Annotated in this window: 26 protein-coding genes; 17 read left to right on the top strand and 9 right to left on the bottom strand. The window is 58.3% G+C overall.

What is annotated here, in order from left to right; genetic code table 11:
- The first annotated feature begins 159 nt into the window (after window positions 1–159).
- Window positions 160–591, top strand: a complete 432-nt coding sequence (locus tag ACIPLA_RS14165; protein ID WP_008152515.1) for an OsmC family protein — start codon at window positions 160–162, stop codon at window positions 589–591.
- Window positions 592–760: 169 nt separating this feature from the next.
- The gene (locus ACIPLA_RS14160) at window positions 761–994 is read left to right on the top strand and encodes a DUF1161 domain-containing protein (RefSeq protein ID WP_048397315.1); all 234 of its coding nucleotides are present in this window, start codon (window positions 761–763) and stop codon (window positions 992–994) included.
- Window positions 995–1,000: 6 nt separating this feature from the next.
- Here ACIPLA_RS14160 and ACIPLA_RS14155 read toward each other — a convergent pair whose 3' ends face one another.
- Together ACIPLA_RS14155 and ACIPLA_RS14150 are read right to left on the bottom strand one after the other, a co-directional pair.
- Complete coding sequence (locus tag ACIPLA_RS14155; RefSeq protein WP_218395806.1) at window positions 1,001–1,420, bottom strand: hypothetical protein; 420 nt, start codon at window positions 1,418–1,420, stop codon at window positions 1,001–1,003.
- Between the two features lie 40 nt (window positions 1,421–1,460).
- Window positions 1,461–1,877 (bottom strand): hypothetical protein, encoded by a 417-nt coding sequence (locus tag ACIPLA_RS14150; RefSeq protein WP_218395804.1) that lies wholly within the window; start codon window positions 1,875–1,877, stop codon window positions 1,461–1,463.
- Window positions 1,878–1,935: 58 nt separating this feature from the next.
- Here ACIPLA_RS14150 and ACIPLA_RS14145 point away from each other — a divergent pair, with 58 nt between their 5' ends.
- A complete protein-coding gene (locus ACIPLA_RS14145; protein WP_401173644.1) occupies window positions 1,936–3,027 on the top strand; it encodes an aminopeptidase in 1,092 nt (363 codons plus the stop codon).
- Window positions 3,028–3,147: 120 nt separating this feature from the next.
- Here ACIPLA_RS14145 and ACIPLA_RS14140 read toward each other — a convergent pair whose 3' ends face one another.
- From ACIPLA_RS14140 to ACIPLA_RS14130, 3 genes are all read right to left on the bottom strand, one after another.
- Window positions 3,148–3,606, bottom strand: a complete 459-nt coding sequence (locus ACIPLA_RS14140; RefSeq protein ID WP_401173642.1) for an REP-associated tyrosine transposase — start codon at window positions 3,604–3,606, stop codon at window positions 3,148–3,150.
- A 175-nt stretch (window positions 3,607–3,781) separates the two neighbouring features.
- Window positions 3,782–4,432, bottom strand: a complete 651-nt coding sequence (locus ACIPLA_RS14135) for an HAD family hydrolase (RefSeq protein ID WP_218395799.1) — start codon at window positions 4,430–4,432, stop codon at window positions 3,782–3,784.
- A 45-nt stretch (window positions 4,433–4,477) separates the two neighbouring features.
- The gene (locus ACIPLA_RS14130) at window positions 4,478–5,023 is read right to left on the bottom strand and encodes a gamma carbonic anhydrase family protein (protein ID WP_007902790.1); all 546 of its coding nucleotides are present in this window, start codon (window positions 5,021–5,023) and stop codon (window positions 4,478–4,480) included.
- 101 nt (window positions 5,024–5,124) lie between these two features.
- Here ACIPLA_RS14130 and prlC point away from each other — a divergent pair, with 101 nt between their 5' ends.
- Together prlC and ACIPLA_RS14120 are read left to right on the top strand one after the other, a co-directional pair.
- Entirely contained in the window at window positions 5,125–7,176 is a 2,052-nt protein-coding gene (prlC, locus tag ACIPLA_RS14125; RefSeq protein WP_401173640.1) for an oligopeptidase A, read from the top strand.
- On the top strand, window positions 7,173–7,460 hold the full coding sequence (locus tag ACIPLA_RS14120; RefSeq protein WP_192345242.1) for a YheV family putative zinc ribbon protein: 288 nt from the start codon (window positions 7,173–7,175) through the stop codon (window positions 7,458–7,460). Before prlC ends, ACIPLA_RS14120 begins: the two co-directional genes overlap by 4 nt.
- 46 nt (window positions 7,461–7,506) lie before the next feature.
- Here the strand turns inward: ACIPLA_RS14120 and ACIPLA_RS14115 are convergent, their stop codons facing one another.
- Together ACIPLA_RS14115 and ACIPLA_RS14110 are read right to left on the bottom strand one after the other, a co-directional pair.
- Window positions 7,507–8,151 carry a dual specificity protein phosphatase family protein gene (locus tag ACIPLA_RS14115; RefSeq protein WP_192345241.1) on the bottom strand — a complete coding sequence of 215 codons (645 nt, stop codon included), beginning with the start codon at window positions 8,149–8,151 and terminating at the stop codon, window positions 7,507–7,509.
- 259 nt (window positions 8,152–8,410) lie between these two features.
- Complete coding sequence (locus ACIPLA_RS14110) at window positions 8,411–8,716, bottom strand: hypothetical protein (RefSeq protein ID WP_218395793.1); 306 nt, start codon at window positions 8,714–8,716, stop codon at window positions 8,411–8,413.
- Window positions 8,717–8,945: 229 nt separating this feature from the next.
- Between ACIPLA_RS14110 and ACIPLA_RS14105 the strand changes: the two genes are divergently transcribed.
- From ACIPLA_RS14105 to ACIPLA_RS14095, 3 genes are all read left to right on the top strand, one after another.
- A complete protein-coding gene (locus tag ACIPLA_RS14105; RefSeq protein ID WP_401173637.1) occupies window positions 8,946–10,004 on the top strand; it encodes a PA0069 family radical SAM protein in 1,059 nt (352 codons plus the stop codon).
- A 244-nt stretch (window positions 10,005–10,248) separates the two neighbouring features.
- The gene (locus ACIPLA_RS14100) at window positions 10,249–10,980 is read left to right on the top strand and encodes a carbonic anhydrase (RefSeq protein WP_008076209.1); all 732 of its coding nucleotides are present in this window, start codon (window positions 10,249–10,251) and stop codon (window positions 10,978–10,980) included.
- Between the two features lie 84 nt (window positions 10,981–11,064).
- Window positions 11,065–12,591, top strand: a complete 1,527-nt coding sequence (locus ACIPLA_RS14095) for a SulP family inorganic anion transporter (protein ID WP_401173636.1) — start codon at window positions 11,065–11,067, stop codon at window positions 12,589–12,591.
- A 127-nt stretch (window positions 12,592–12,718) separates the two neighbouring features.
- On the opposite strand, the gene ACIPLA_RS14090 is transcribed toward ACIPLA_RS14095, so the two are convergent.
- The gene (locus ACIPLA_RS14090; RefSeq protein ID WP_192345237.1) at window positions 12,719–13,369 is read right to left on the bottom strand and encodes a hypothetical protein; all 651 of its coding nucleotides are present in this window, start codon (window positions 13,367–13,369) and stop codon (window positions 12,719–12,721) included.
- 370 nt (window positions 13,370–13,739) lie between these two features.
- On the opposite strand from ACIPLA_RS14090, the gene coxB reads away from it, so the two are divergent.
- The 4 genes from coxB (at window position 13,740) to ACIPLA_RS14070 (ending at window position 18,147) form a co-directional block, all read left to right on the top strand.
- A complete protein-coding gene (gene coxB / locus ACIPLA_RS14085; protein WP_192345236.1) occupies window positions 13,740–14,867 on the top strand; it encodes a cytochrome c oxidase subunit II in 1,128 nt (375 codons plus the stop codon).
- An 82-nt stretch (window positions 14,868–14,949) separates the two neighbouring features.
- Window positions 14,950–16,542 carry a cytochrome c oxidase subunit I gene (gene ctaD, locus ACIPLA_RS14080; protein WP_218395788.1) on the top strand — a complete coding sequence of 531 codons (1,593 nt, stop codon included), beginning with the start codon at window positions 14,950–14,952 and terminating at the stop codon, window positions 16,540–16,542.
- Between the two features lie 126 nt (window positions 16,543–16,668).
- A complete protein-coding gene (locus ACIPLA_RS14075; RefSeq protein WP_218395786.1) occupies window positions 16,669–17,226 on the top strand; it encodes a cytochrome c oxidase assembly protein in 558 nt (185 codons plus the stop codon).
- A 33-nt stretch (window positions 17,227–17,259) separates the two neighbouring features.
- Entirely contained in the window at window positions 17,260–18,147 is an 888-nt protein-coding gene (locus ACIPLA_RS14070; protein WP_218395784.1) for a cytochrome c oxidase subunit 3, read from the top strand.
- 3 nt (window positions 18,148–18,150) lie between these two features.
- Here the strand turns inward: ACIPLA_RS14070 and ACIPLA_RS14065 are convergent, their stop codons facing one another.
- Entirely contained in the window at window positions 18,151–18,354 is a 204-nt protein-coding gene (locus tag ACIPLA_RS14065; RefSeq protein ID WP_008152470.1) for a twin transmembrane helix small protein, read from the bottom strand.
- Between the two features lie 70 nt (window positions 18,355–18,424).
- Here ACIPLA_RS14065 and ACIPLA_RS14060 point away from each other — a divergent pair, with 70 nt between their 5' ends.
- The 5 genes from ACIPLA_RS14060 to ACIPLA_RS14040 are packed head-to-tail and all read left to right on the top strand — an operon-like array spanning window position 18,425 to window position 22,333.
- Window positions 18,425–19,165 (top strand): SURF1 family protein, encoded by a 741-nt coding sequence (locus ACIPLA_RS14060; RefSeq protein ID WP_401173633.1) that lies wholly within the window; start codon window positions 18,425–18,427, stop codon window positions 19,163–19,165.
- Entirely contained in the window at window positions 19,131–19,724 is a 594-nt protein-coding gene (locus tag ACIPLA_RS14055; protein ID WP_192345232.1) for a hypothetical protein, read from the top strand. Before ACIPLA_RS14060 ends, ACIPLA_RS14055 begins: the two co-directional genes overlap by 35 nt.
- Window positions 19,725–19,734: 10 nt before the next feature.
- Window positions 19,735–20,814 (top strand): heme A synthase, encoded by a 1,080-nt coding sequence (locus ACIPLA_RS14050; RefSeq protein ID WP_401173631.1) that lies wholly within the window; start codon window positions 19,735–19,737, stop codon window positions 20,812–20,814.
- Window positions 20,802–21,701 carry a heme o synthase gene (gene cyoE / locus ACIPLA_RS14045; RefSeq protein ID WP_192345230.1) on the top strand — a complete coding sequence of 300 codons (900 nt, stop codon included), beginning with the start codon at window positions 20,802–20,804 and terminating at the stop codon, window positions 21,699–21,701. The genes ACIPLA_RS14050 and cyoE overlap by 13 nt, the downstream gene beginning before the upstream one ends.
- Window positions 21,698–22,333: an SCO family protein gene (locus ACIPLA_RS14040; protein ID WP_063341991.1), complete on the top strand. Its 636-nt coding sequence runs from the start codon at window positions 21,698–21,700 to the stop codon at window positions 22,331–22,333. The genes cyoE and ACIPLA_RS14040 overlap by 4 nt, the downstream gene beginning before the upstream one ends.
- Window positions 22,334–22,398: the final 65 nt, after the last annotated feature.

Below are 22,398 nucleotides of genomic sequence, written 5' to 3'. Positions count from 1 at the left end.
AGGGCATATACCCGAGTTTCAATAGGAGAGACAAAAATCCTACGCGATTAGAGGACCGATCAGATGAGGTGAACTTTGCCTGACGGTCTATCCTCAGAACCCTGGTAACCGAAAACCACGAAGGCGCGACGTTTCGCGCCGGATCTTGAGGAGGCAGACATGGCTATCACAAAGAAAGCATCGGCTCATTGGGAAGGTGATCTGAAAACCGGTATCGGCTCGATTTCCACGGAAACCGGCGTCCTCAGAGAAGCCCCCTACGGCTTCAAGGCCCGTTTCGAAGGGGGTAAAGGCACCAATCCGGAAGAGCTGATCGGCGCGGCTCACGCGGGCTGTTTCTCCATGGCGTTTTCAATGATTCTCGGCGATGCCGGCCTCAAGGCCGACAGCATCGACACCAACGCCGAAGTGACCCTGGACCAGGTAGACGGTGGCTTTGCAATCACCGCGGTAAAGCTGATTCTCAAGGCGAAAATCCCCGGGGCGACCCAGGCGCAATTCGAGGAACTGAGCAATAAAGCCAAAGAAGGCTGCCCGGTGTCCAAAGTGTTGAATGCGAAAATCAGTCTGGATGCGACGTTGGTCAGCTGATAATAATGGGTTGATACGCTAGCTGAGATCGCAGCCTTCGCGGGCTCCCTTGCGCAGGTTGCGGTCTTTTTTTGTCCTGAAACATAACCTGACAGACAAAACTGTGGTCGAATAAATGACAGCAGCTTCAGCGCATCACCATGCGCGCTGCCTTAAGGGAGCTTCAACCATGAAACGTTTTGCCTTGGCGGTTATCTGTTGCACGCTGGCCACATCGGCCCTCGCGGCACCGAAATCCTGTGAGGAACTCAAGGCCGAGATCGAAGCCAAGATCCAAGCCAATAACGTCTCGTCCTACACCCTGGAAATCGTCACCAACGACGAAGTGCACGATCAGAACATGGTCGTCGGTTCATGCGAAGGCGGCACCAAGAAAATCATCTACCAAAAAAATGACCGTTGATTCGTCTCACATGACGCAGTTGGCCAGCCGATCTTCGGCGACAATTTCCCGCTTGGCATTGTAGAGCCGGGCGCTGGGGGTGAACGCTATAGAACGCGCTTCCAGCAGGTAACGCTGGCCGGCCTCGAAATGGTCGTAATTGATGGTCAGGTAGCACAGCCGCTCCAGCGGAGCATTCATCAAGCCTGAGCCACCACCAAACACTTCAAAATCGAAACGCACTCTCAGTTCATGGCTACCCGGGGTGACCTGAAAGTAGCGCCCATCGCTCAGCCGCTGGTTGTCCAGCCGATCGGCCATCAGCAGTTTCCCGCCGGGGCTCGGCGTAGCGAAGTCGACCCATGCCATTTGTGGATCGACCGCCGGCAACGGACTCGTGCAACCGACAAAGGCGCCTGCAGCGAGCAACAGCAACAACCTGCGCATGATGAATTTCCCAAGGACTGATCATTCAGCATAGCGTCGATCAAGTACGTTGGCAGCCTGCCGGTGTGCCCTGTCCAATCACTTTTCGCTGTTGATCATAGAGCTTCGCCCACGGCCGAAAGCCGATGTATCCCGCTTGCAGCTGATATCGCTGACCGGCGTTGAATTCCTTGAATTTCACATTCAACTGGCAGTCGCGCCACAGCGGCTCGGCGTTGGGGCCAATGTTGGTCGGCTGGACAGCAAACAAGTAGCGAACCGTCAGCTCATGGCTACCGGGCTGCACCTCGAAGTAACGCTTGTCGATGGAAGCCTTGTCATCGACTTCTACCGCTTGCAGCGCGGTGTCTTCCTGCCGTGTATCCAGATCGATCCATGCCTGTGAAGGATCAGGGGTGGGTAGTCCAGCACAACCGGCCAGCATCAGCAGGCCTCCCGTCAGCATCAACTTGCGCATAGCGGAGCTCCAATAGGCGGGATAGTCTTGCGGGCAGACTTTCCAGGGATGATTCATTTTGATCAGGCCGCGTCCAAGCCTTGGGTTACTTGATCGCGTTTTACGCATTTTGTTTCCGGGGATGCTTCTTTTGTTATTTAACGGCTGCGCCAGCATCAGCTACTACGGCCAATTGGCCAGTGGTCAGCTGCACTTGCTGCGGGCACGGGAGCCGGTTTCCAGTGTGATTGCCGATCCCGGTCGCGATCAGCAATTGCGCGCGCATCTGGCCCAATCACAAAAGGCCCGGACATTTGCGAGCCAACACCTGCACCTGCCGGACAACCAGAGCTACCGCCTGTATGCCGACATTGGCCGACCGTTTGTAGTCTGGAACGTCTTTGCCACGCCGGAGTTTTCGCTGAAGCCGCAGAACCATTGCTTCCCAATCGCGGGCTGCGTCGCCTATCGCGGGTATTACAGCCAGAGTGCTGCCCGCGGTGAGGCCGCGTTGCAACGATTGCAAGGTATGGACGTGTCGATTGGCGGCGTCGAGGCCTATTCGACGCTCGGTTGGTTCAACGACCCGATCATGAGCTCAATGATGGGTTGGGGCGACGAACGGTTGGCCACGCTGATTTTCCACGAACTCGCCCATCAACGTCTTTATGTGAAAGACGACACCGAGTTCAACGAGTCCTTCGCCACCTTCGTCGAGCAGGAGGGCTCTCGCCAATGGCGCGCATTTCGAGGCATGCCACCGGATAATGGAGCTTTGGTGCGGCAACGCGATCAGTTCATCCAATTGGTTCTGGACACCCGCAAGAGACTGGAGCGGCTATATGCTCTGCCACTGCCTGCCGAGCAAATGCGCGAGCGCAAAGCGGCAGAGTTCGAACAATTGCACCGTGAATACCGGACGCTACGCGACAGCCAATGGGCCGGGAACAAACGCTACGATGCCTGGATTAACACCCCGATGAACAATGCCCGGCTGTTGCCGTTTGGTTTGTATGACCAATGGGTGCCAGCGTTTGCCGCGCTATTCAGACAGGTCGAGGGGGATTGGGTGAGGTTTTATGCGGCGGTGGAGAAATTGGGCGCTTTACCGGTTGAGGAGCGTAAGGCGGCGTTGAACGTGTTGGCCGGATCAGCGAGCTCCGGTGGCTGAGCGGGCCTCTTCGCGGGCAAGCCTCGCTCCTACAGTCGGGCGACGACGGTGCAGGCGACGGACATTCCGTAGGAGCGAGGCTTGCCCGCGAAGAGGCCGGCCCAGGTTCCCCAAAGTCGGCTACAGCCAAATCGCATCCCACAACGGATAGTCCCCGACCTTTTCTACCAATCCCGCTCGCAACGGATTGGCAACGATATATCGAGCAACTGCCTGCAAGTCTTCTTCCTTGCGAATGGCGCGATCATGATAGCCATGCTGCCAAACCGGACCTTGACGGCGAATCGAGCGATTGACCGTCACCGCGATCCGGGACTTGGTACGGGCCATCAAAGTGGATAGTTGAGTGTTCTGTAACTCAATCAACCAATGAAAATGATCTGGCATGACCACCCAGGCTAACGATGTTGCAAGCTCTTCTCGCTCAGCAGTTCTAAAAGCATCGACCACCAGACGCCCGTTCTTGAAGTTTCGAAACAAGGGTTCTCGATTCAAAACCACGGCAGTCAGCAGGTAAATCTGTCCTGACTCCGAATATCGCCCGGAGCGCAATCGATGAGCATGTTTGAGTTCTGGCAATGATGATCCTCCTTGATCGTGGCCGGAGTGTTAAGGCTAGGACGATTAGAAGGGATTGGAGTGAGAACAGTTGCTCAGGATGTGTCTGGGGGAACGCCTTCGCGGGCAAGCCTCACTCCTACGGAATTTACGCGTCTTCCCGTAGGAGCGAGGCTTGCCCGCGAAGGCAATTCAACTAACGCTGCAAAAACGCCTGATGCATCTCCTCCAGCGTCTCAAAGTGATACGCCGGTGCTTCTGCGCTCAATTCTTCCCGGCTGCCAAACCCATAACCCACCGCCGCCGCGTCCAGTCCATTGCTGCGGGCGCCGATCAGATCGTGTTTACGGTCGCCAATCATCAGGGTATTGGCCGGGTCCAGGCCTTCTTCGTTCATCAAGTGCGCAATCAGCTCGACCTTGTTGGTCCGCGTGCCATCCAACTCGCTGCCATAAATCACGTTGAAATGCTTGGCGAAGTCGAAGTGCCGGGCGATTTCCCGGGCGAAAACCCATGGCTTGGAAGTCGCGATGTACAGCTGTCGCCCTTGCTCACCGAGGGTTTCCAGCAGCGGCGTGACGCCGTCGAACACGCGGTTTTCATACAGACCGGTGACCTTGAAGCGCTCGCGATAGAAATTCACCGCTTCCCACGCCTTGGGCTCGTCGAAGTCGTAGAACTGCATGAACGCCTGCAACAATGGCGGGCCTATGAAATGTTCAAGCCTTGTCAGGTCCGGTTCATCGATCCCTAGTTTGCTCAGGGCGAACTGGATGGAGCGGGTGATGCCTTCACGCGGGTCGGTCAGCGTGCCATCGAGGTCGAACAGTACGGTTTGGTAATGCATGAAAATTCCTGGGCAATAGGGAGGCACTTTCCATTATCAAGCGGCTTAGAGTTGGTCGTAGCCTTCGGCCAGGTGCAGATCCTTCAGCTTCACGTAGTTCGCCGCGCTGTAGGTGAAAAAGGCTTTTTCCTTGTCAGTCAGCGGCCGGATCTGTTTCACCGGGCTACCAACATAGAGGAAACCGCTTTCCAGGCGCTTGCCCGGGGGTACCAGGCTGCCAGCGCCGATGATCACATCGTCCTCGACTACCGCGCCGTCCATGACGATGCTGCCCATGCCGATCAGAATCCGGTTCCCCACGGCGCAACCATGAAGCATGACTTTATGCGCGATGGTCACATCGTCACCGATCAGCAACGGGAAGCCATCGGGGTTGAATGGTCCGGCGTGGGTAATGTGCAACACGCAGCCGTCCTGCACGCTGGTGCGCGCACCGATTCGGATGCGGTGCATGTCTCCGCGGATCACTGTCAGCGGCCAGACGGAGCTGTCTTCGCCGATTTCGACGTCGCCGATCACCACCGCCGAGCCGTCGACAAAGGCGCCTTTGCCCAGCAGCGGCGTGTGGTTCTGATACTTGCGAAGGGTCACGATAGGCTCTCTCTCTTTTGCTGATAGCTGCGGTGAGCGTCGATTGTAATTAAGATGGGGCCATGTTTCTTCCCGCATGTTTTCCAGCCAAGGTGCCAACCGTGAGCGTGAACAACCCTCTTCTGCAGTCCTACGACCTGCCTCCATTCTCGGCGATCCGTGCCGAACACGTGCAACCGGCCATTGAAAAGATCCTGGCTGACAACCGCGCTGCCATCGTCGACATCCTGAAAATCCAGGGCAAACAACCGACCTGGGCCGGCCTGGTGCTGGCGATGGATGAGCTCAACGATCGTCTGGGCGCCGCCTGGAGCCCGGTCAGCCATCTCAACGCCGTGTGCAACAGCGCCGAGTTGCGCGAAGCCTACGAGTCCTGCCTGCCGGCCCTGAGCGCCTACGCCACCGAGCTGGGCCAGAACCGTGAACTGTTTCAAGCCTATGAAGCGCTGGCCAACAGCCCTGAGGCCGCCGGTTTCGATGTGGCGCAGAAAACCATCCTGGAACACGCTTTGCGCGACTTCCGTCTGTCGGGTATCGACCTGCCTGAAGCCGAACAAAAGCGTTATGCCGACGTGCAGAGCAAACTGTCGGAGCTGGGCAGCCGCTTCTCCAACCAGTTGCTCGACGCTACCCAGGCCTGGACCAAGCACGTCACCGACGAAGCCGCCCTCGCCGGCCTGACCGATTCGGCCAAGGCGCAAATGGCCGCCGCCGCGCAAGCCAAGGACCTGAACGGCTGGCTGATCACCCTGGAATTCCCGAGTTACTACGCGGTGATGACCTACGCCCAGGACCGCGCCCTGCGTGAAGAAGTCTATGCCGCCTACTGCACCCGTGCGTCGGACCAAGGCCCGAACGCCGGTCAGAATGACAACGGCCCGGTCATGGAAGAAATCCTCGACCTGCGTCAGGAACTGGCAAAACTGTTGGGTTTCTCCAGCTTCTCGGAGCTGAGCCTGGCCACCAAAATGGCCGAGTCCAACGATCAGGTGCTGGGTTTCCTGCGCGACCTGGCCAAACGCAGCAAGCCGTTCGCCGTCCAGGATCTGCAACAGCTCAAGGCCTACGCCGCCGAACAAGGTTGCCCGGACCTGCAAAGCTGGGACAGCGGTTTCTACGGTGAAAAACTTCGCGAACAGCGCTATAGCGTCGCCCAGGAAACCCTTCGCGCGTACTTCCCGATCGACAAGGTTCTGGGTGGTTTGTTCAGCATCGTCCAGCGCCTGTACGGCATCGAGATCGCCGAGCTGAAAGGCTTCGACACCTGGCATCCGGACGTTCGCCTGTTCGAAATCAAGGAAAACGGCCAGCACGTCGGCCGATTCTTCTTCGACCTGTATGCCCGCGCCAACAAGCGCGGCGGCGCCTGGATGGACGGCGCCCGCGATCATCGCCGCACGATCAATGGCGTGCTGCAAAGCCCGGTGGCGAACCTGGTGTGCAACTTCACTCCGGCCGACAGCGGTAAACCGGCCCTGCTGACTCACGATGAAGTGACCACCCTGTTCCACGAATTCGGTCATGGCCTGCATCATCTGCTGACCCGCGTCGAGCATGCAGGCGTGTCTGGCATCAACGGCGTCGCCTGGGATGCGGTCGAGCTGCCAAGCCAGTTCATGGAAAACTGGTGCTGGGAGCCGGAAGGTCTGGCGCTGATTTCCGGTCACTACGAAACCGGCGAGCCGTTGCCTCAGGACCTGCTGGAGAAAATGCTCGCGGCGAAGAACTTCCAGTCCGGCCTGATGATGGTCCGCCAACTGGAATTCTCGCTGTTCGACTTCGAACTGCACGCCACCCACGATGACGGCCGCAGCGTGCTGGAAGTGCTCGAAAGCGTGCGCGACGAAGTCTCGGTCATGCGTCCGCCGGCCTACAATCGCTTCCCCAACAGCTTCGCCCACATCTTTGCCGGTGGTTACGCGGCGGGTTACTACAGCTATAAGTGGGCTGAAGTATTGTCGGCCGATGCCTTCTCGAAATTCGAAGAAGACGGCGTGCTCAATGCCGAAACCGGTCGCGCCTTCCGTGAAGCGATCCTGGCGCGGGGCGGTTCTCAGGAACCAATGGTGCTGTTCGTCGACTTCCGTGGCCGTGCGCCATCGATTGACGCACTCTTGCGCCATAGCGGCCTGAGTGAGGACGCGGCAGCATGAGTGAGGAATCTGTGATCACCAAAAAACGCTTTATCGCCGGCGCGGTCTGCCCGGCCTGCAGCGAGCCGGACAAGTTGATGATGTGGAGCGAAAACACAGTTCCGCATCGCGAGTGCGTGGCCTGCGGTTATTCCGATACGCTGAATGAACAAGGTCTGTCGGTGCCCAAGGAATTGGGCACGCGGGTCAATACTTCGGCACTCAAGGTGCCGGACGCCAAGGTTCAGGCCGTGCAGTTTTTCCCGAACCCGAAGTTGAAGAAGAAACCAGACGAGCAACACTGAGTACCGAAAATCACCTTCCACTGCGCAATGCAGTGGGAGGTATTACTTACTCGACATGGGCCGATTTGAACCAGTTCTTCATCGAACAACTGGCAAACGGACTGGTGCTGCAATCACCATTGGCCAGCGCCGTACGAAGTTTGTCGATATCGGCCTGCATCATGTAACGCACACCATCCTTGAAATGCGTGCTGTCACCAAAGCCGCCTTGGGTCATTTCGTTCAGGGCATCTTCCTTGCTCCAGCCTTGCACCACCACCCGGTACATCGCGGCCATCAGGCCAGTGCGGTCCGAGCCGTGTTTGCAGTGCATAAGCACCGGCCCTTTTGATTCGGCAGTTTGAATCGCACGCAGCACCTTAAGTACATCCGCATCATCCACATGATTGGTGCGATAAGGCAGGTGTACTTGAGTGATACCGGGTGCGGACAACCAGCTTGAGTCCGGTTCGGGCAGGAAGTTGATTACAGTCCCGACGTTGAGTTTTTCCAGCAATTGCACCGAGCCAGCGTCAGGCAATGCGCTGCGATAGAGCATCGGGGACATCTCAAAGAGATTGTGTTGCCTCTCCACTGGTTGAGCCCACTCCGCCGGACGGGGCGAGGAGCTGTCGTCAGCGAGGGCCAACGTCAGGTTGAACAATGAGACCAGCGACAAACACATCGCAGATATATAACGCGCTAGAGGCATGTTTGGATAACTGTTCAGGAAGAGGTGGGAAGATGGCACCCAGCTTCAGTCCTGAACGGTCAAAGGTCTGTGAGCTGACTGTCAAAGAAATGTGAATCAGTCTTTTGAAGCTGCATTGGGGGGGGGAAATCCAGGTTTAATCCGTCAACTCGGATTATCTTCAATACTTAACTAACTGCACCTTGCAATCACGCCTCTAAGCGTTAAATAAAACAAGCCAATCCTGCATGAACTTTCATGCAGGTCTGGCACTATGAAGTCAAGGATTTACAATATTTGAATAAGCCTTGGCCAAAGCCAACAGTTTTGCCTTGTCGTCGCTGTCGATATCACCATCGCCGTCCACATCGCTGTTGACCGACTTTATGCTGAACGACCCGCCGCCATCGCTGGAGACGGCCTCTACGTAGACGGAATCGACCAAGGCCTCTGTCTGTACCTCGTTGACCTCATCCCAACCCAACTCTTTACGGGCAAGTTGCATCGATACTCGCGCTTGTTGTGGATCGACAACACTGGGGGCCAGTAATTGCAAAAAGATACCACGCTGATTAAAAAACGACATAGATTAATTCCTTTTAATAAGTATCCACGAGACTTCGTGTGCAGTCGATAATACTGAGCTTATTAATTTCAGACTATCCGTTATCTATTTCATCGAGTTGCAGCAAGATGCAATTATTGAACAGTTAAGGCAGGCGCTAAACGCTGATCAAATGCTCAAGTGCCGAACGGCACTGGCCGCTTTTCCTCGCCTCGTATACTGTATGCACATACAGCAAAGGTATTAGTCGATGAACACTCCTCTGCCACCCCGCGGTCGCGGCACCGCCACCAATCCGCACAATCGCTTCGCGCCCAATCGTACGGTGGTCGAGGATGACGGCTGGTATCAGGAAGCGCCGATCACCCAAGGCACCGAGGTGCGCATCGAGACGGCAAAAACCATCATTACCCGCAATAATTCGCCAGACCTGCCGTTCGATCGCTCGATCAACCCCTATCGCGGCTGCGAGCATGGCTGCATCTATTGCTATGCACGGCCCAGTCACGCCTATTGGGATCTGTCACCGGGGCTGGATTTCGAAACCAGACTGATCGCCAAGACCAACGCCGCCGACGTGCTGGAAGAACAACTGTCCAAACGCGGCTATCAATGCGCGCCGATCAACCTTGGCTCCAATACCGACCCTTATCAGCCGATCGAGCGCGAACACAAAATCACCCGTAAAACCCTGGAAGTGCTGCTGCGTTACCGCCACCCGGTGACCATCATCACTAAAGGCTCGCTGATTCTTCGCGATCTGGACTTGTTGGCTGAACTCGCCGAGAAAAGGCTGGTGGCTGTAATGATCAGCCTGACCACGCTGGATGATGAACTCAAACGCATCCTCGAACCACGTGCCGCGGCGCCCAAAGCGCGACTGCGGGCGATCCGGGTGATGCGCGAGGCCGGTATTCCTGTGGGGGTCTTGTGTTCACCCATGATTCCGATGATCAACGACAGCGAACTCGAAAGCCTGCTGGCCGAAGCTCATGCGGCCGGCGCGCAAAGTGCGGCCTACATGATGTTGCGCCTGCCGCTGGAAGTGGCGCCGCTGTTCGAAGAGTGGCTGGCCGCCCACTATCCTCAGCGTGCAGCTCATGTGCTAAGCCTGATCCGCCAAAGCCGTGGTGGCGAGCTTTACGACAGTCGGTTTGGCGCTCGTATGCGTGGTGAAGGGCCGTTTGCCGACCTGTTGGCGCAACGCTTCGCCAAAACCATCAAGCGTCTGGGGCTCAATAATCGGGAAGGTTTCAATCTGGATTGCGAAGCCTTTTGTCCGCCGGGTCGCCAAATGTCGTTGATTTAAGGACAATTAGCCCTATGGTTGAGTAGTGAAAACGATACACCGCTTTAGGCTGGTCACGTTTTTTGTGACCTGGAACACTCGTTCTAGAGCGTTTTATTCAGTTTGAGTTAAGTTTCAACGGCTACCTTGTTCATCGAGTGACTGATGGGTCTGGCTCTTCGACCTGGATGTTTTTTAAACAGCCACTGGCTTCACACCGGACAAAACGGGAAAATTCCCCTGACTCCGCCAAAGAGGATGAATCATGAGTGACAAGGATAAACAGCCGTTGGCTGCGTCGGCTTCAGCCCAACCCGAGGCGGAAACCGCCGATGCAGCGCTGCAGCATATCGTTGACGGCTTTTTGCACTTTCATCACGAGATCTTTCCGCAGCAGGAAGAACTCTTCAAAAAACTCGCCACGGCCCAGCGGCCTCGGGCGATGTTCATCGCGTGTGCCGATTCACGCATCGTTCCCGAACTGATTACCCAAAGCGCTCCCGGCGACTTGTTCGTGACCCGCAACGTCGGCAATGTCGTGCCACCTTATGGGCAAATGAACGGCGGTGTTTCCACGGCCATCGAATACGCGGTGCTGGCCCTCGGCGTACAGCACATCATTATCTGCGGGCACTCTGACTGTGGCGCCATGCGTGCAGTGCTCAACCCGCAGAGCCTGGAAAAGATGCCGACGGTAAAGGCCTGGCTGCGTCATGCCGAAGTGGCGAAAACCATGGTTCAAGACAACTGCCATTGCACGGATGAAAACGAGAGCATGCACATCCTCACCGAAGAGAATGTGATTGCTCAGTTGCAACATTTGCGAACGCACCCATCAGTGGCCTCGCGCATGGCAAACGGTCAGCTGTTTATCCATGGTTGGGTCTACAACATCGAAACCAGCGAAATCCAGGCTTACGATGCGGATCAGGGTTGTTTCCTGCCGCTCGATGGCAGCCATCCCATTCCGGTGGCGACGCCCAAAGCGCGCTTCTAAATCCTCCTAAGTATGGTTTAGCCGAGGCTGCCGATCTGGCGGCACGGCTTTGCCACGCCTGAAAAAAACTCCGGGAGAGCCACAATGCGTGCCGCTCAACTAAAAGCTGTTCTGCCACGGGAGCTGCTGGCTTCGGTGGTTGTATTTCTGGTCGCCCTGCCCTTGTGCATGGGCATCGCCATCGCCTCGGGGCTGCCGCCGTCCAAAGGCCTGATCACCGGCATTATCGGGGGCCTGGTAGTCGGCTGGCTTGCCGGTTCGCCGCTGCAAGTCAGCGGCCCGGCAGCGGGTCTGGCGGTATTGGTGTTCGAACTGGTGCGCCAACATGGCATTGCCATGCTCGGGCCGATCCTGCTGCTGGCGGGTTTTCTGCAATTGGTGGCCGGGCGTTTGAAACTGGGTTGCTGGTTTCGGGTCACCGCTCCAGCGGTGGTGTACGGCATGCTCGCCGGGATTGGGGTGCTGATCGTGCTGTCACAGGTGCATGTGATGCTCGATGCCGTGCCCAAGCCTTCGGGGCTGGATAACCTGGCAGCCTTCCCCGCTGCGCTGATTCAGGCTTTGCCGTCGTTTGGCTGGCAGGCGGGTTTGCTCGGACTGTCGACCATTGCCGTGATGTGGCTGTGGGAAAAATTTCGCCCGCATTCTCTGCGTTTCATTCCGGGAGCATTACTGGGGGTCGGTCTGGCAACGGTCGCCAGTCTGATGCTCGCATTGCAGATCAAACGCGTGGAAGTCCCCGCCAACCTGGCGGAAGCCATCGACTGGCTACGCCCGGCAGACTTGCTCAATCTCGCAGACCCGGCCTTGCTGATCGCCGCCTTCGCCGTGGCCTTTATTGCCAGCGCCGAAACCCTGCTCTCGGCCGCCGCCGTGGATCGCATGCACAGCGGTCAGCGCTCGGACTTTGACCGCGAATTGTCGGCGCAAGGTGTGGGCAACATGCTCTGTGGGTTGCTCGGCGCGCTGCCGATGACCGGGGTGATCGTGCGTAGTTCGGCCAACGTTCAGGCCGGCGCCACCACCCGACTGTCGACGGTGTTTCATGGCCTATGGTTGCTGGCTTTCGTGCTGCTGCTGTCGAGCGTGCTGCAAAGCATTCCGGTGGCGAGTCTGGCGGGGGTTCTGGTTTACACCGGTTTCAAATTGGTAGATCTCAAGGCCTTTCGCGGTCTGGGCCGTTATGGCCGGATGCCGATGTTCACCTATGCGGCGACCGCACTGGCAATCATCTTCACCGACCTGCTGACCGGCGTGCTGATCGGCTTTGGCCTGACACTGGCCAAACTGGCCTGGAAGGCTTCGCGCCTGAAAATCAGCCTGATCGATCTGCCGGCAGACGGCGAGATGGAGCTGCGACTGGTGGGGGCGGCGACCTTCCTCAAGGTACCGGCGCTGACCCAAGTGCTGGGGAGCATTCCCGCAGGTGCAACGGTGCATGTGCCGCTCAATAACCTGAGCTACATCGATCACTCGTGTCTGGAGTTGCTTGAGGAGTGGGGCCGGGCCAATGCGGCGAAGGGTTCGAAGCTGTTAATCGAAGCGCGGGGGTTGAAGCGCAGGCTTGAAGGACGGTTACGTACCACAACCGGAGTAGGCTCAGCCGCTTAAGCTACTTGTAGGAGCGAGCGGTGCGGCGATCCGACTTGCCCGCGAAGGCGGCGTGTCAGTCGACATCAATGTTGAATGTCACGCCGTCTTCGCGGGCAAGCCTCGCTCCTACAGGTATTGCATAGACTTAGGCCGCTGGCTGATCCAGCTCAAGGCCCACGCCTAATTGGCGCGACAGGCACGGCCAGCGCTTCCACGCAGCGCCGGTGTCCGGGCTGTTGAGTTTCTCGCGGTAGGCCTCTACCGACTCCAGCGCGAAACTCTCATCGTTAAGCATCTCGTCCACAGCGTGATGCACCGCCTCATCCAGTTGATTGGCAAATTCCTCGCCGATCAGTTGGTGGGCAATCAGGTTGGCAACTGTCATGTCCAAGGGGATCAATGGCTGGCCAAAATGCTTGATGTACAGATCGTTGACCTCTTCGACCAACCGATGTGCCAGATAGGCTTCGTCCAGCAGGCTGTCCAGGCCGACGTGACCAGCCATGATTGCCGGCGGCTGGAGGAAAAACTGCTCCGCGATTGTCAGCACCGGCTTGATCTGCGACTCGATGCCCGCTTCCCTGGCGACTTCATTGGCTGCGTCCAGCAGGTCCGGCACTTGTTCTATATACGCGGCCACAAAACGCGTCATGACGCCGTTGGCATCGACATCCGGCAATTGGATGGCGGAGTGAAGGTGCGGCAGTTGGGTTTCCAGTTGTCGAGTTAACAGGCCGGTCTCGGCCTCGTGTTGTTGGGCTTTTTGGATCTGCTCGCGCAATGCGGCGGTGTTCATGAAAACTCCAGGAAACAAGGCAATGAAATAGGGAAGACATAACTTAGCTGGCTTATGAAAAAGCCTAAGACGCATTTGTCATAATTATTTCATCCTTGAGACGTCTACGTTATATCGATTTGCCACCACTCGTCTGCATCCTTCTCCATTCGTGACATGGAACGCAAGTCCAACCTGTTTCAGTCGATTTACGTCATCGCATTGCGAGGTGGCAGTCGCTGTCTATACTCGGATCTGAATGGAGTTAGCTGATGACGCCCGACTGCATATGCAGCAAGGCTCGGCGATTCAAGTTCGTAGTCTGAAAAAGCCGCTCCCTTGCCGCAGGTGAAAGCCGGCGGGATAAAAAGAACTATAAGGGGAACCCGCAATGATGCGACATCCACATGTCTGGATGGGCCTCCTGTTGTGGTCGATTTTCAGTCAGGCGCAAGCGGCCTGGACTGTGAATATGGCGCCTGGAGCGACTGAAATAAGTCACGCAGTATTCGACCTGCACATGACCATTTTCTGGATCTGTGTAGTGATCGGCATCATCGTCTTCGGCGCCATGTTCTGGTCGATGATGGTCCACCGCCGCTCTACCGGGCAGGTGGCCGCAAAATTTCATGAAAGCACCACCGTCGAAATTCTCTGGACCATCGTGCCCCTGCTCATTCTGGTGGCCATGGCGGTTCCCGCAACCGCCACCCTGATCCAGATGTACGACAACACTGAGCCGGATATCGATATCCAGGTCACCGGTTACCAGTGGAAGTGGCACTACAAGTACCTGGGTCAGGACGTCGAATTCTTCAGCAACCTGACCACCCCCGCCGATCAGATCCACAACAAGGAAACCAAGGGCGAGCATTACCTGTTGGAGGTCGACAAGCCGCTGGTGCTGCCGATCGGTGCCAAGGTGCGCTTCCTGGTGACTTCCGCCGACGTCATCCACTCCTGGTGGGTGCCGGCCTTCGCGGTCAAGCGCGATGCGATCCCGGGCTTCGTCAATGAATCCTGGACCCGTGTCGAAAAGCCCGGCATCTACCGTGGCCAATGCGCCGAACTGTGCGGCAAGGATCACGGCTTCATGCCCATCGTGGTCGAGGTCAAGGAAAAGGCCGATTACGAAACCTGGCTGGGCGAGCGCAAGGCGGAAGCTGCGCAGCTCAAAGAGCTGACCAGCAAGGAATGGACCCTCGACGAGCTCAAGGAGCGCGGTGACAAGGTCTATCACACCACCTGTGTGGCCTGTCACCAGGCTGAAGGCCAGGGCCTGCCGCCGATGTTCCCGGCACTCAAGGGCTCGAAAATCGCCACCGGACCGATCAAGGATCACCTGAGCATTGTCTTCCACGGCAAGCCCGGCACCGCAATGGCGGCGTTCGGCAAGCAACTCTCGGAAGTCGATATCGCAGCGGTCGTGACCTACGAACGTAACGCCTGGGGCAACAACAAAGGCGACATGGTCACCCCTAAAGAAGTGCTGGAGCTGAAACAGGCGGAAAGCAAATGACCCGGTCTATTGCGTGCGTAAGGAACCGCTCGGGACATGACGCCCCGGCCCGCCCAGCCCATCCGTTTGCAGGAGACAGGACATGACAGTTGTAGTCGATGACCATGTTCATACCGGCACCGCCCATGCCCACGGCCCCGCCAAAGGCCTGATGCGCTGGGTGCTGACCACCAACCATAAGGATATCGGCACGCTGTACCTGTGGTTTGCGTTCTCCATGTTCCTGCTGGGTGGCTCGTTCGCCATGGTAATCCGTGCCGAACTGTTCCAGCCGGGACTGCAAATCGTCCAGCCGGAATTCTTCAACCAGATGACCACCATGCACGGTCTGGTGATGGTGTTCGGTGCGGTGATGCCGGCCTTCGTCGGCCTCGCCAACTGGATGATCCCGTTGATGATCGGCGCACCGGACATGGCCTTGCCGAGGATGAACAACTTCAGTTTCTGGCTGTTGCCGGCAGCATTCCTGCTACTGGTATCGACCCTCTTCACCCCTGGCGGCGGGCCGAATTTCGGCTGGACCTTCTATGCCCCGCTGTCGACGACCTACGCGCCGGAAAGCGTGACGTTCTTCATTTTCGCCATCCACTTGATGGGGATCAGTTCGATCATGGGGGCGATCAACGTGATCGCGACCATCCTCAACCTGCGCGCCCCCGGCATGACGCTGATGAAAATGCCACTGTTCGTCTGGACCTGGCTGATCACCGCGTTCCTGCTGATTGCAGTGATGCCAGTGCTGGCCGGCTGCGTGACCATGATGCTGATGGACATCCACTTCGGCACCAGCTTCTTCAGTGCCGCCGGTGGCGGTGACCCGGTGTTGTTCCAGCATGTGTTCTGGTTCTTCGGTCACCCCGAGGTGTACATCATGATCCTGCCGGCCTTTGGTGCCGTCAGCTCGATCATTCCGGCTTTTTCGCGCAAGCCATTGTTCGGCTACACCTCGATGGTCTACGCCACGGCGAGTATTGCGTTCCTGTCGTTCATCGTCTGGGCGCACCACATGTTCGTGGTCGGCATTCCGCTGGTGGGCGAGTTGTTCTTCATGTACGCAACGCTGCTGATCGCGGTGCCCACCGGGGTCAAGGTGTTCAACTGGGCCAGCACTATGTGGCAAGGCTCGCTGACCTTCGAGACGCCGATGCTGTTCGCCGTGGCGTTCGTCATTCTGTTCTCCATTGGCGGGTTCTCCGGGTTGATGCTGGCCATCGCCCCGGCGGACTTCCAATACCAGGACACCTACTTCGTGGTCGCGCATTTCCATTACGTGCTGGTGCCGGGGGCGATCTTCGGGATCTTCGCCTCGGCCTACTACTGGCTGCCGAAATGGACCGGCCACATGTACGACGAAACCCTTGGCAAGCTGCACTTCTGGCTCTCGTTCATCGGCATGAACATGGCGTTCTTCCCGATGCACTTCGTGGGCCTGGCAGGCATGCCGCGGCGGATTCCGGACTACAACCTGCAATTCGCCGACTTCAACATGGTGTCGTCGATTGGTGCGTTCATGTTTGGCGCCACACAGATCTTCTTCCTGTTCATCGTGATCAAGACCATTCGTGGCGGCGAGCCGGCACCGGCCAAACCGTGGGATGGGGCCGAAGGCCTGGAGTGGAGCATTCCATCGCCGGCGCCGTATCACACCTTCACCACACCGCCGGAAGTGAAATGAACGCGCTGGCCTTTGTGGGAGCGGGCTTGCTCGCGAAGCAGGCGACGCGGTCTGGTAGACGGACCGCGTCATCGTTCTTCGCGAGCAAGCCCGCTCCCACAGGGTTCAATGTGGAGGGCTTGCACCATGGCTGATTCGATTTCGATGAAGAAACTGGTCACTCGCCTGTTGCTGGTGGTGGTGGCGATGTTTGTCTTCGGCTTTGCCCTGGTGCCGATCTACGACGTGATGTGCAAGGCGTTCGGCATCAATGGCAAAACCTCCGGGCAGTATGAAGGCGAGCAAACGGTCGACGACTCGCGGCAGGTTCGCGTGCAGTTTCTGTCGACCAATGCCGCCGACATGACCTGGGATTTCTATCCCAAGGGCGATGAACTGGTCGCGCACCCCGGGGCGGTGAACGAGATGATTTTTATCGCCCATAACCCGACTGATCGCCCGATGAGTGCTCAGGCAGTGCCGAGCATCGCGCCCAGCAACGCAGCCGCGTACTTCCACAAGACCGAATGTTTCTGCTTTACCCAGCAAGTGCTGCAGCCCGGTCAGCGAATCGAGATGCCGGTACGGTTCATTGTTGACCGCGACATGCCCAAGGAAGTGAAGCACCTGACGCTGTCCTACACGCTGTTCGATATCACCGCACGTCATCCGCCCGTGGCTGTTGCAGCAAGCACCGGCGGCTAGACGTTAAAGCGTGCCCGATAAGGAGAACAATAAATGGCAACTCATGAACATTATTACGTTCCGGCCCAGAGCAAATGGCCGATTATCGCCACGGTCGGCATGTTCGTCACGGTGTTCGGCCTGGGCACCTGGTTCAACGACCTGAAGGCTGCGCGGCCGGAATCCCACGGCCCGCTGATCTTTTTCGTCGGCGGATTGCTGCTGGCCTACATGCTGTTCGGCTGGTTCGGTACGGTGATCAAGGAAAGTCGCCAAGGGTTGTACAGCGCACAGATGGACCGCTCGTTCCGCTGGGGCATGAGCTGGTTCATTTTCTCGGAGGTGATGTTCTTCATCGCCTTTTTCGGTGCGTTGTTTTATGTGCGCAACATCGCGGGGCCGGCACTGGGCGGTGAAGGCACCAAAGGCCTCGCTCACATGCTGTGGCCGGCGTTTGAATTCACCTGGCCGCTGCTGAACAACCCGGACTCGAAACTCTTTCCTCCCCCCAAGGAAGTCATCAGCCCCTGGGGCCTGCCGCTGCTCAATACCGTGCTGCTGGTGAGTTCCAGCGTCACCGTGACCATTGCTCACCACGCCTTGAAAAAAGGCCATCGCGGCGCACTGAAAATCTGGCTGGCGCTGACCGTGTTGCTCGGTTGCGCGTTTCTCGGTTTCCAGGCCGAAGAATACCTGCACGCCTACCACGAACTGGGCCTGACTCTGGGCTCCGGCATCTATGGCGCGACCTTCTTCATGCTCACCGGTTTCCACGGCGCCCACGTGACCATCGGCACCATCATTCTGTTTGTCATGCTGATGCGGATCATGCGCGGGCACTTCGATGCCGACCATCAATTCGCCTTCGAGGCGGCGAGCTGGTACTGGCACTTCGTGGACGTGGTGTGGATCGGTCTTTTCGTTTTCGTCTACGTGCTCTGAGGCTTACCAAGGTACGTGCGACACCAGTTGGCCGCTGAAAAAACCCCAGGCAATCAAGCCGACGGTTATGGCGGCCAGCGCAACACGAACACTCAAGGCAATGACGAGGCGGTTCGAGCTGCTGTCGTCCTTGACCAGAAAAAACAGGCCGCTGAACAGGCTGACAACCGTGGCAATCAGCATCAGGACGATGGCTGCTTTGAGCATGGTGACACTCCGGGGGACAGGCGATGCATTTGAGTATAGCTATCGCGATTACCGACTTTCTGGCGACGCCATGAAACGCTTCCGGCCGGGCCTCTTGCCGACCCTGGTGGTCGCGATGCTGCTGCCTTTGCTGGTGTCACTCGGGTTCTGGCAGTTGAGCCGGGGCGCGGAGAAAAGCGCGTTGCTGCAAAGCTACGCCGAGCGCCGGGTAGCCGAACCGATGGCCAGCACTGAACTGCAACACGCCGAAGATCCGGCCTTCCGCCGGGTTCGCCTGCATGGCCAGTTCGATGCCGAACACAGCCTGCTGCTGGACAACCGTCAGCGCGACGGCAAGGTCGGGGTCGAGCTGCTGCAACCGTTTCAGGACCGGGCAACCGGGCTCTGGCTGCTGGTCAATCGCGGCTGGTTGCCGTGGCCGGATCGGCGCACACCGCCGTCATTCGCCACACCGACTCAGGCATTGAGCCTCGACGCCTGGGTCTACGTTTCCCCCGGCGCAACGTTCCAGTTGCATACCGACCCAGACGCCACGACCTGGCCACAACTGGTCACCGCCATTGAACCGGCCAGGCTCTGGGCGGCGCTTGACCGTGACGGTTTCGCCTACGAATTACGCGCACAAAGCGGCCCCGCGACCTACCAGGCCGATTGGCCGGTGGTGGCCATGGGGCCGGAAAAACACTTGGCTTATGCCGTGCAGTGGTTCGCCCTGTCGATAGCCCTGCTCGGCCTTTACCTCTATCTCGGTTGGCACAACGCAAAGGAGAACAATAATGGGAGCGGCCATGAATCCACCCGGCATGTCTGAGGCGAAAACGCCGGTAAATCGTCGGCGCGGGCGCTTGCAGTTGTTACTGATCCTGTTGGGAGTGGTGGGTCCGATGATCCTCGCCACCGGCATGTACAAATTGCAGTTCTGGGTGCCGGAGGGCCGCAGTTATCACGGCGAACTGATCGGCAACGGCCAGACCCGCACCGACATCGGCGTACCGGCGCAAGAAGACCGCTGGCAGTTACTGGTGACAGCGCCCAAGGACTGTTCAGTGGACTGCCAGCAGCTGGTGTATCTGGCGCGCCAGATCCAGATCGGCCTCGGTCGCGATGCTTCCCGCGCCAGCCATGCGCTGGCCATCGCACAGCCGCTGAACAGCGATTACGAGACTAAACTTCAACGTGAGTACCCGCAGCTGCAACGTTATTCCCTGGACCCGCCGACCTACAGCAAAGGCGCTCAGAGCAATGACACGCCGCACCTGTGGATCATCGACCCTCACGGCAACCTGGTGCTGCGCTACGACCCGACGGTGAAGGGCAAGGACCTGCTCAACGACCTGCGCCATTTGCTGAAACTGTCGAACATCGGATAAGGGCATCGTCATGGCCAAACCTGGATTTCGCCTCGCGCTGTTTGCCACCTTGCTGGCACTGATTGTGGTGTTGCTCGGCGCCTACACCCGCCTGACCCATGCGGGTCTTGGTTGTCCGGACTGGCCCGGCTGCTACAGCTTTATCAGCGTGCCGAATAGCGAAGCCCAACTGGCCCATGCCGAACTGCACTTTCCCGACGCCCCGGTGGAAGCCAACAAAGGCTGGAACGAGATGCTTCATCGCTACTTCGCCGGCACATTGGGGCTGCTGATCGCGGTGCTGGCGGGCCGCGCCTGGACCCATCGTCATCACCCGGGGCAGCCCGTGAAACTGCCGTTGTTTGTGCTGGCGGTGGTGTTCGCCCAAGCGGCATTCGGCATGTGGACGGTGACGCTCAAGCTCTGGCCGCAAGTGGTCACCGGGCATTTGCTCGGCGGCTTTGCGACCTTGAGCCTGTTGTTTCTGTTGACCTTGCGCCTGTCCGGCGTGTTGCCGGCGCTCACCGTGCCACGGCGTTTGCAGCACTGGGCCACCGCTGGCTTATTGCTGGTGATCCTGCAAATTGCCCTGGGTGGCTGGGTCAGCTCCAATTACGCGGCGGTGGCCTGCATCGACTTTCCAACCTGCCACGGGCAATGGCTGCCACCGACTGATTTCGCCAACGGCTTTCACCTGACCCAACACATCGGCCCCAATTACCTGGGCGGGCAACTGGACAGCGATGCCCGCACCGCGATTCATCTGACTCACCGCATCGGCGCATTGCTGGTCACCCTCGTGCTGCTCGGTCTGGCCTGGCAACTGAAGGCTGTCGGCATGACGCGCCTGGCCGCCATGGTGCTGATCGCCCTGGCCGCACAAATCACTCTGGGCATCAGCAATGTGGTGTTCCACTTGCCTCTGCCGGTGGCCGTCGCCCACAACGCCGGTGGCGCAGCGCTGTTGCTGACGATGGTGCTGGTCAATTATCACGCGCGAACCAGCCTGGTTCGGGTCAAGCATCAGCCCCCAGTACGCTGGCGTCTCAGCCTGCGTAAACACTCGGCCGGGCCCATAACAATAAAAGGAGAAATGCCATGGCGACCCTGATCGGCGAACGTCACAGTCAGGCAATCTGGCGCGATTACCTGGAGCTGACCAAGCCGAAAGTGGTGGTGCTGATGCTCATCACCTCGCTGGTCGGCATGTTTCTCGCGACGCGCGCCGGGGTGCCGTGGACGGTGCTGGTGTTCGGCAATCTGGGGATTGCCTTGTGTGCAGGCGGTGCGGCGGCGGTCAACCATGTGGTGGACCGGCGCATCGACGCGGTCATGGCCCGAACTCGCAAGCGGCCCTTGGCCGAAGGTCGGGTTTCTCCAACCGCTGCGCTGACTTTCGCTCTGGTGCTGGCAGTGCTCGGCCAAGCTCTGCTGCTGGCCTTCACCAACCCGTTGACGGCATGGCTGACCCTCGCCTCCTTGCTCGGTTATGCCGTGGTTTACACCGGCTTCCTGAAACGCGCGACGCCGCAGAACATCGTCATCGGCGGCCTCGCTGGTGCGGCCCCGCCGCTGCTCGGCTGGACCGCCGCCACCGGCCATGTCAGCGCCGAACCGTTGCTGTTGGTGCTGATTATCTTCGCCTGGACCCCGCCGCACTTCTGGGCGCTGGCGATTCACCGCAAAGAGGAATACGCCAAGGCTGACATTCCGATGCTGCCGGTGACCCATGGCGAGCACTACACCAAAGTCCACATCCTGCTTTATACCTTTGCGCTACTGGCCGTCAGCCTGATGCCCTACGTGATCCACATGAGCGGCGTGCTCTACCTGATTTGTGCCCTCGCACTGGGCGCGAGGTTTCTGCAATGGGCCGTGGTGCTGTACCGTGGCACTCGGCCGCACGCGGCGATCAACACGTTCAAGTACTCTATTTACTACTTGTTCCTGCTGTTTATCGCGCTGCTCGTAGACCACTACTTACTGTTGAACCTATGACTCGAACCCAGAAAACCGTCTTCATTCTCGTCGCCTTGATCGCGCTGATCCTGGGCCTGACCATCAATAAAGTTCTGACCGGAAAAAACCAGGGCGACCCGACGGCACTGATCGATGCGGGGATCATCCTGTTGCCCCAAAGCCGTAACCTGCCGGACGTGAAGATGACCGATCAGGACGGTAAACCGGTAGCGATCAACGAGCTGAAAGGCAAATGGAGTGTGTTGTTCTTCGGCTACACCTTCTGCCCGGACATCTGCCCGACCACCCTCGCCCAACTGCGGCAGATCAAGAGTGAACTGCCGGCGGATGCTGTGGACAAGTTGCAGGTCGTTTTGGTCAGCGTCGACCCGAACCGCGATACGCCCAAGCAACTCAAGCAATACCTGGGCTACTTCGATCCACAGTTCATCGGGCTGACGGCATCCTCGGTCGAAGACCTTCAGAAGCTGGCCAATGCGGTGAGTATTCCGTTTATTCCGGCGGACACCAGTAAGCCGAACTACACCGTCGACCACAGCGGCAACCTCGCAGTGATCGGGCCGGACGGGACTCAACGCGGGTTCATTCGTGCACCGTTGAACAATCAGAAACTGGTGGCGCAGTTGCCGGTGATGCTCAAGCGCGAGTAACCAACACCACCCTCTGTAGGAGCCAGGCTTGCCGGCGAAGGCGATCTCACGGGCGCCTTCGCCGG

Source organism: Pseudomonas sp. NPDC086112, from assembly GCF_044746425.1.
In the GTDB taxonomy this organism is placed as follows: domain Bacteria; phylum Pseudomonadota; class Gammaproteobacteria; order Pseudomonadales; family Pseudomonadaceae; genus Aquipseudomonas.
The sequence above is the reverse complement of the archived record's forward strand: the minus strand, read 5'-3'. Positions and strand labels throughout refer to the sequence as shown.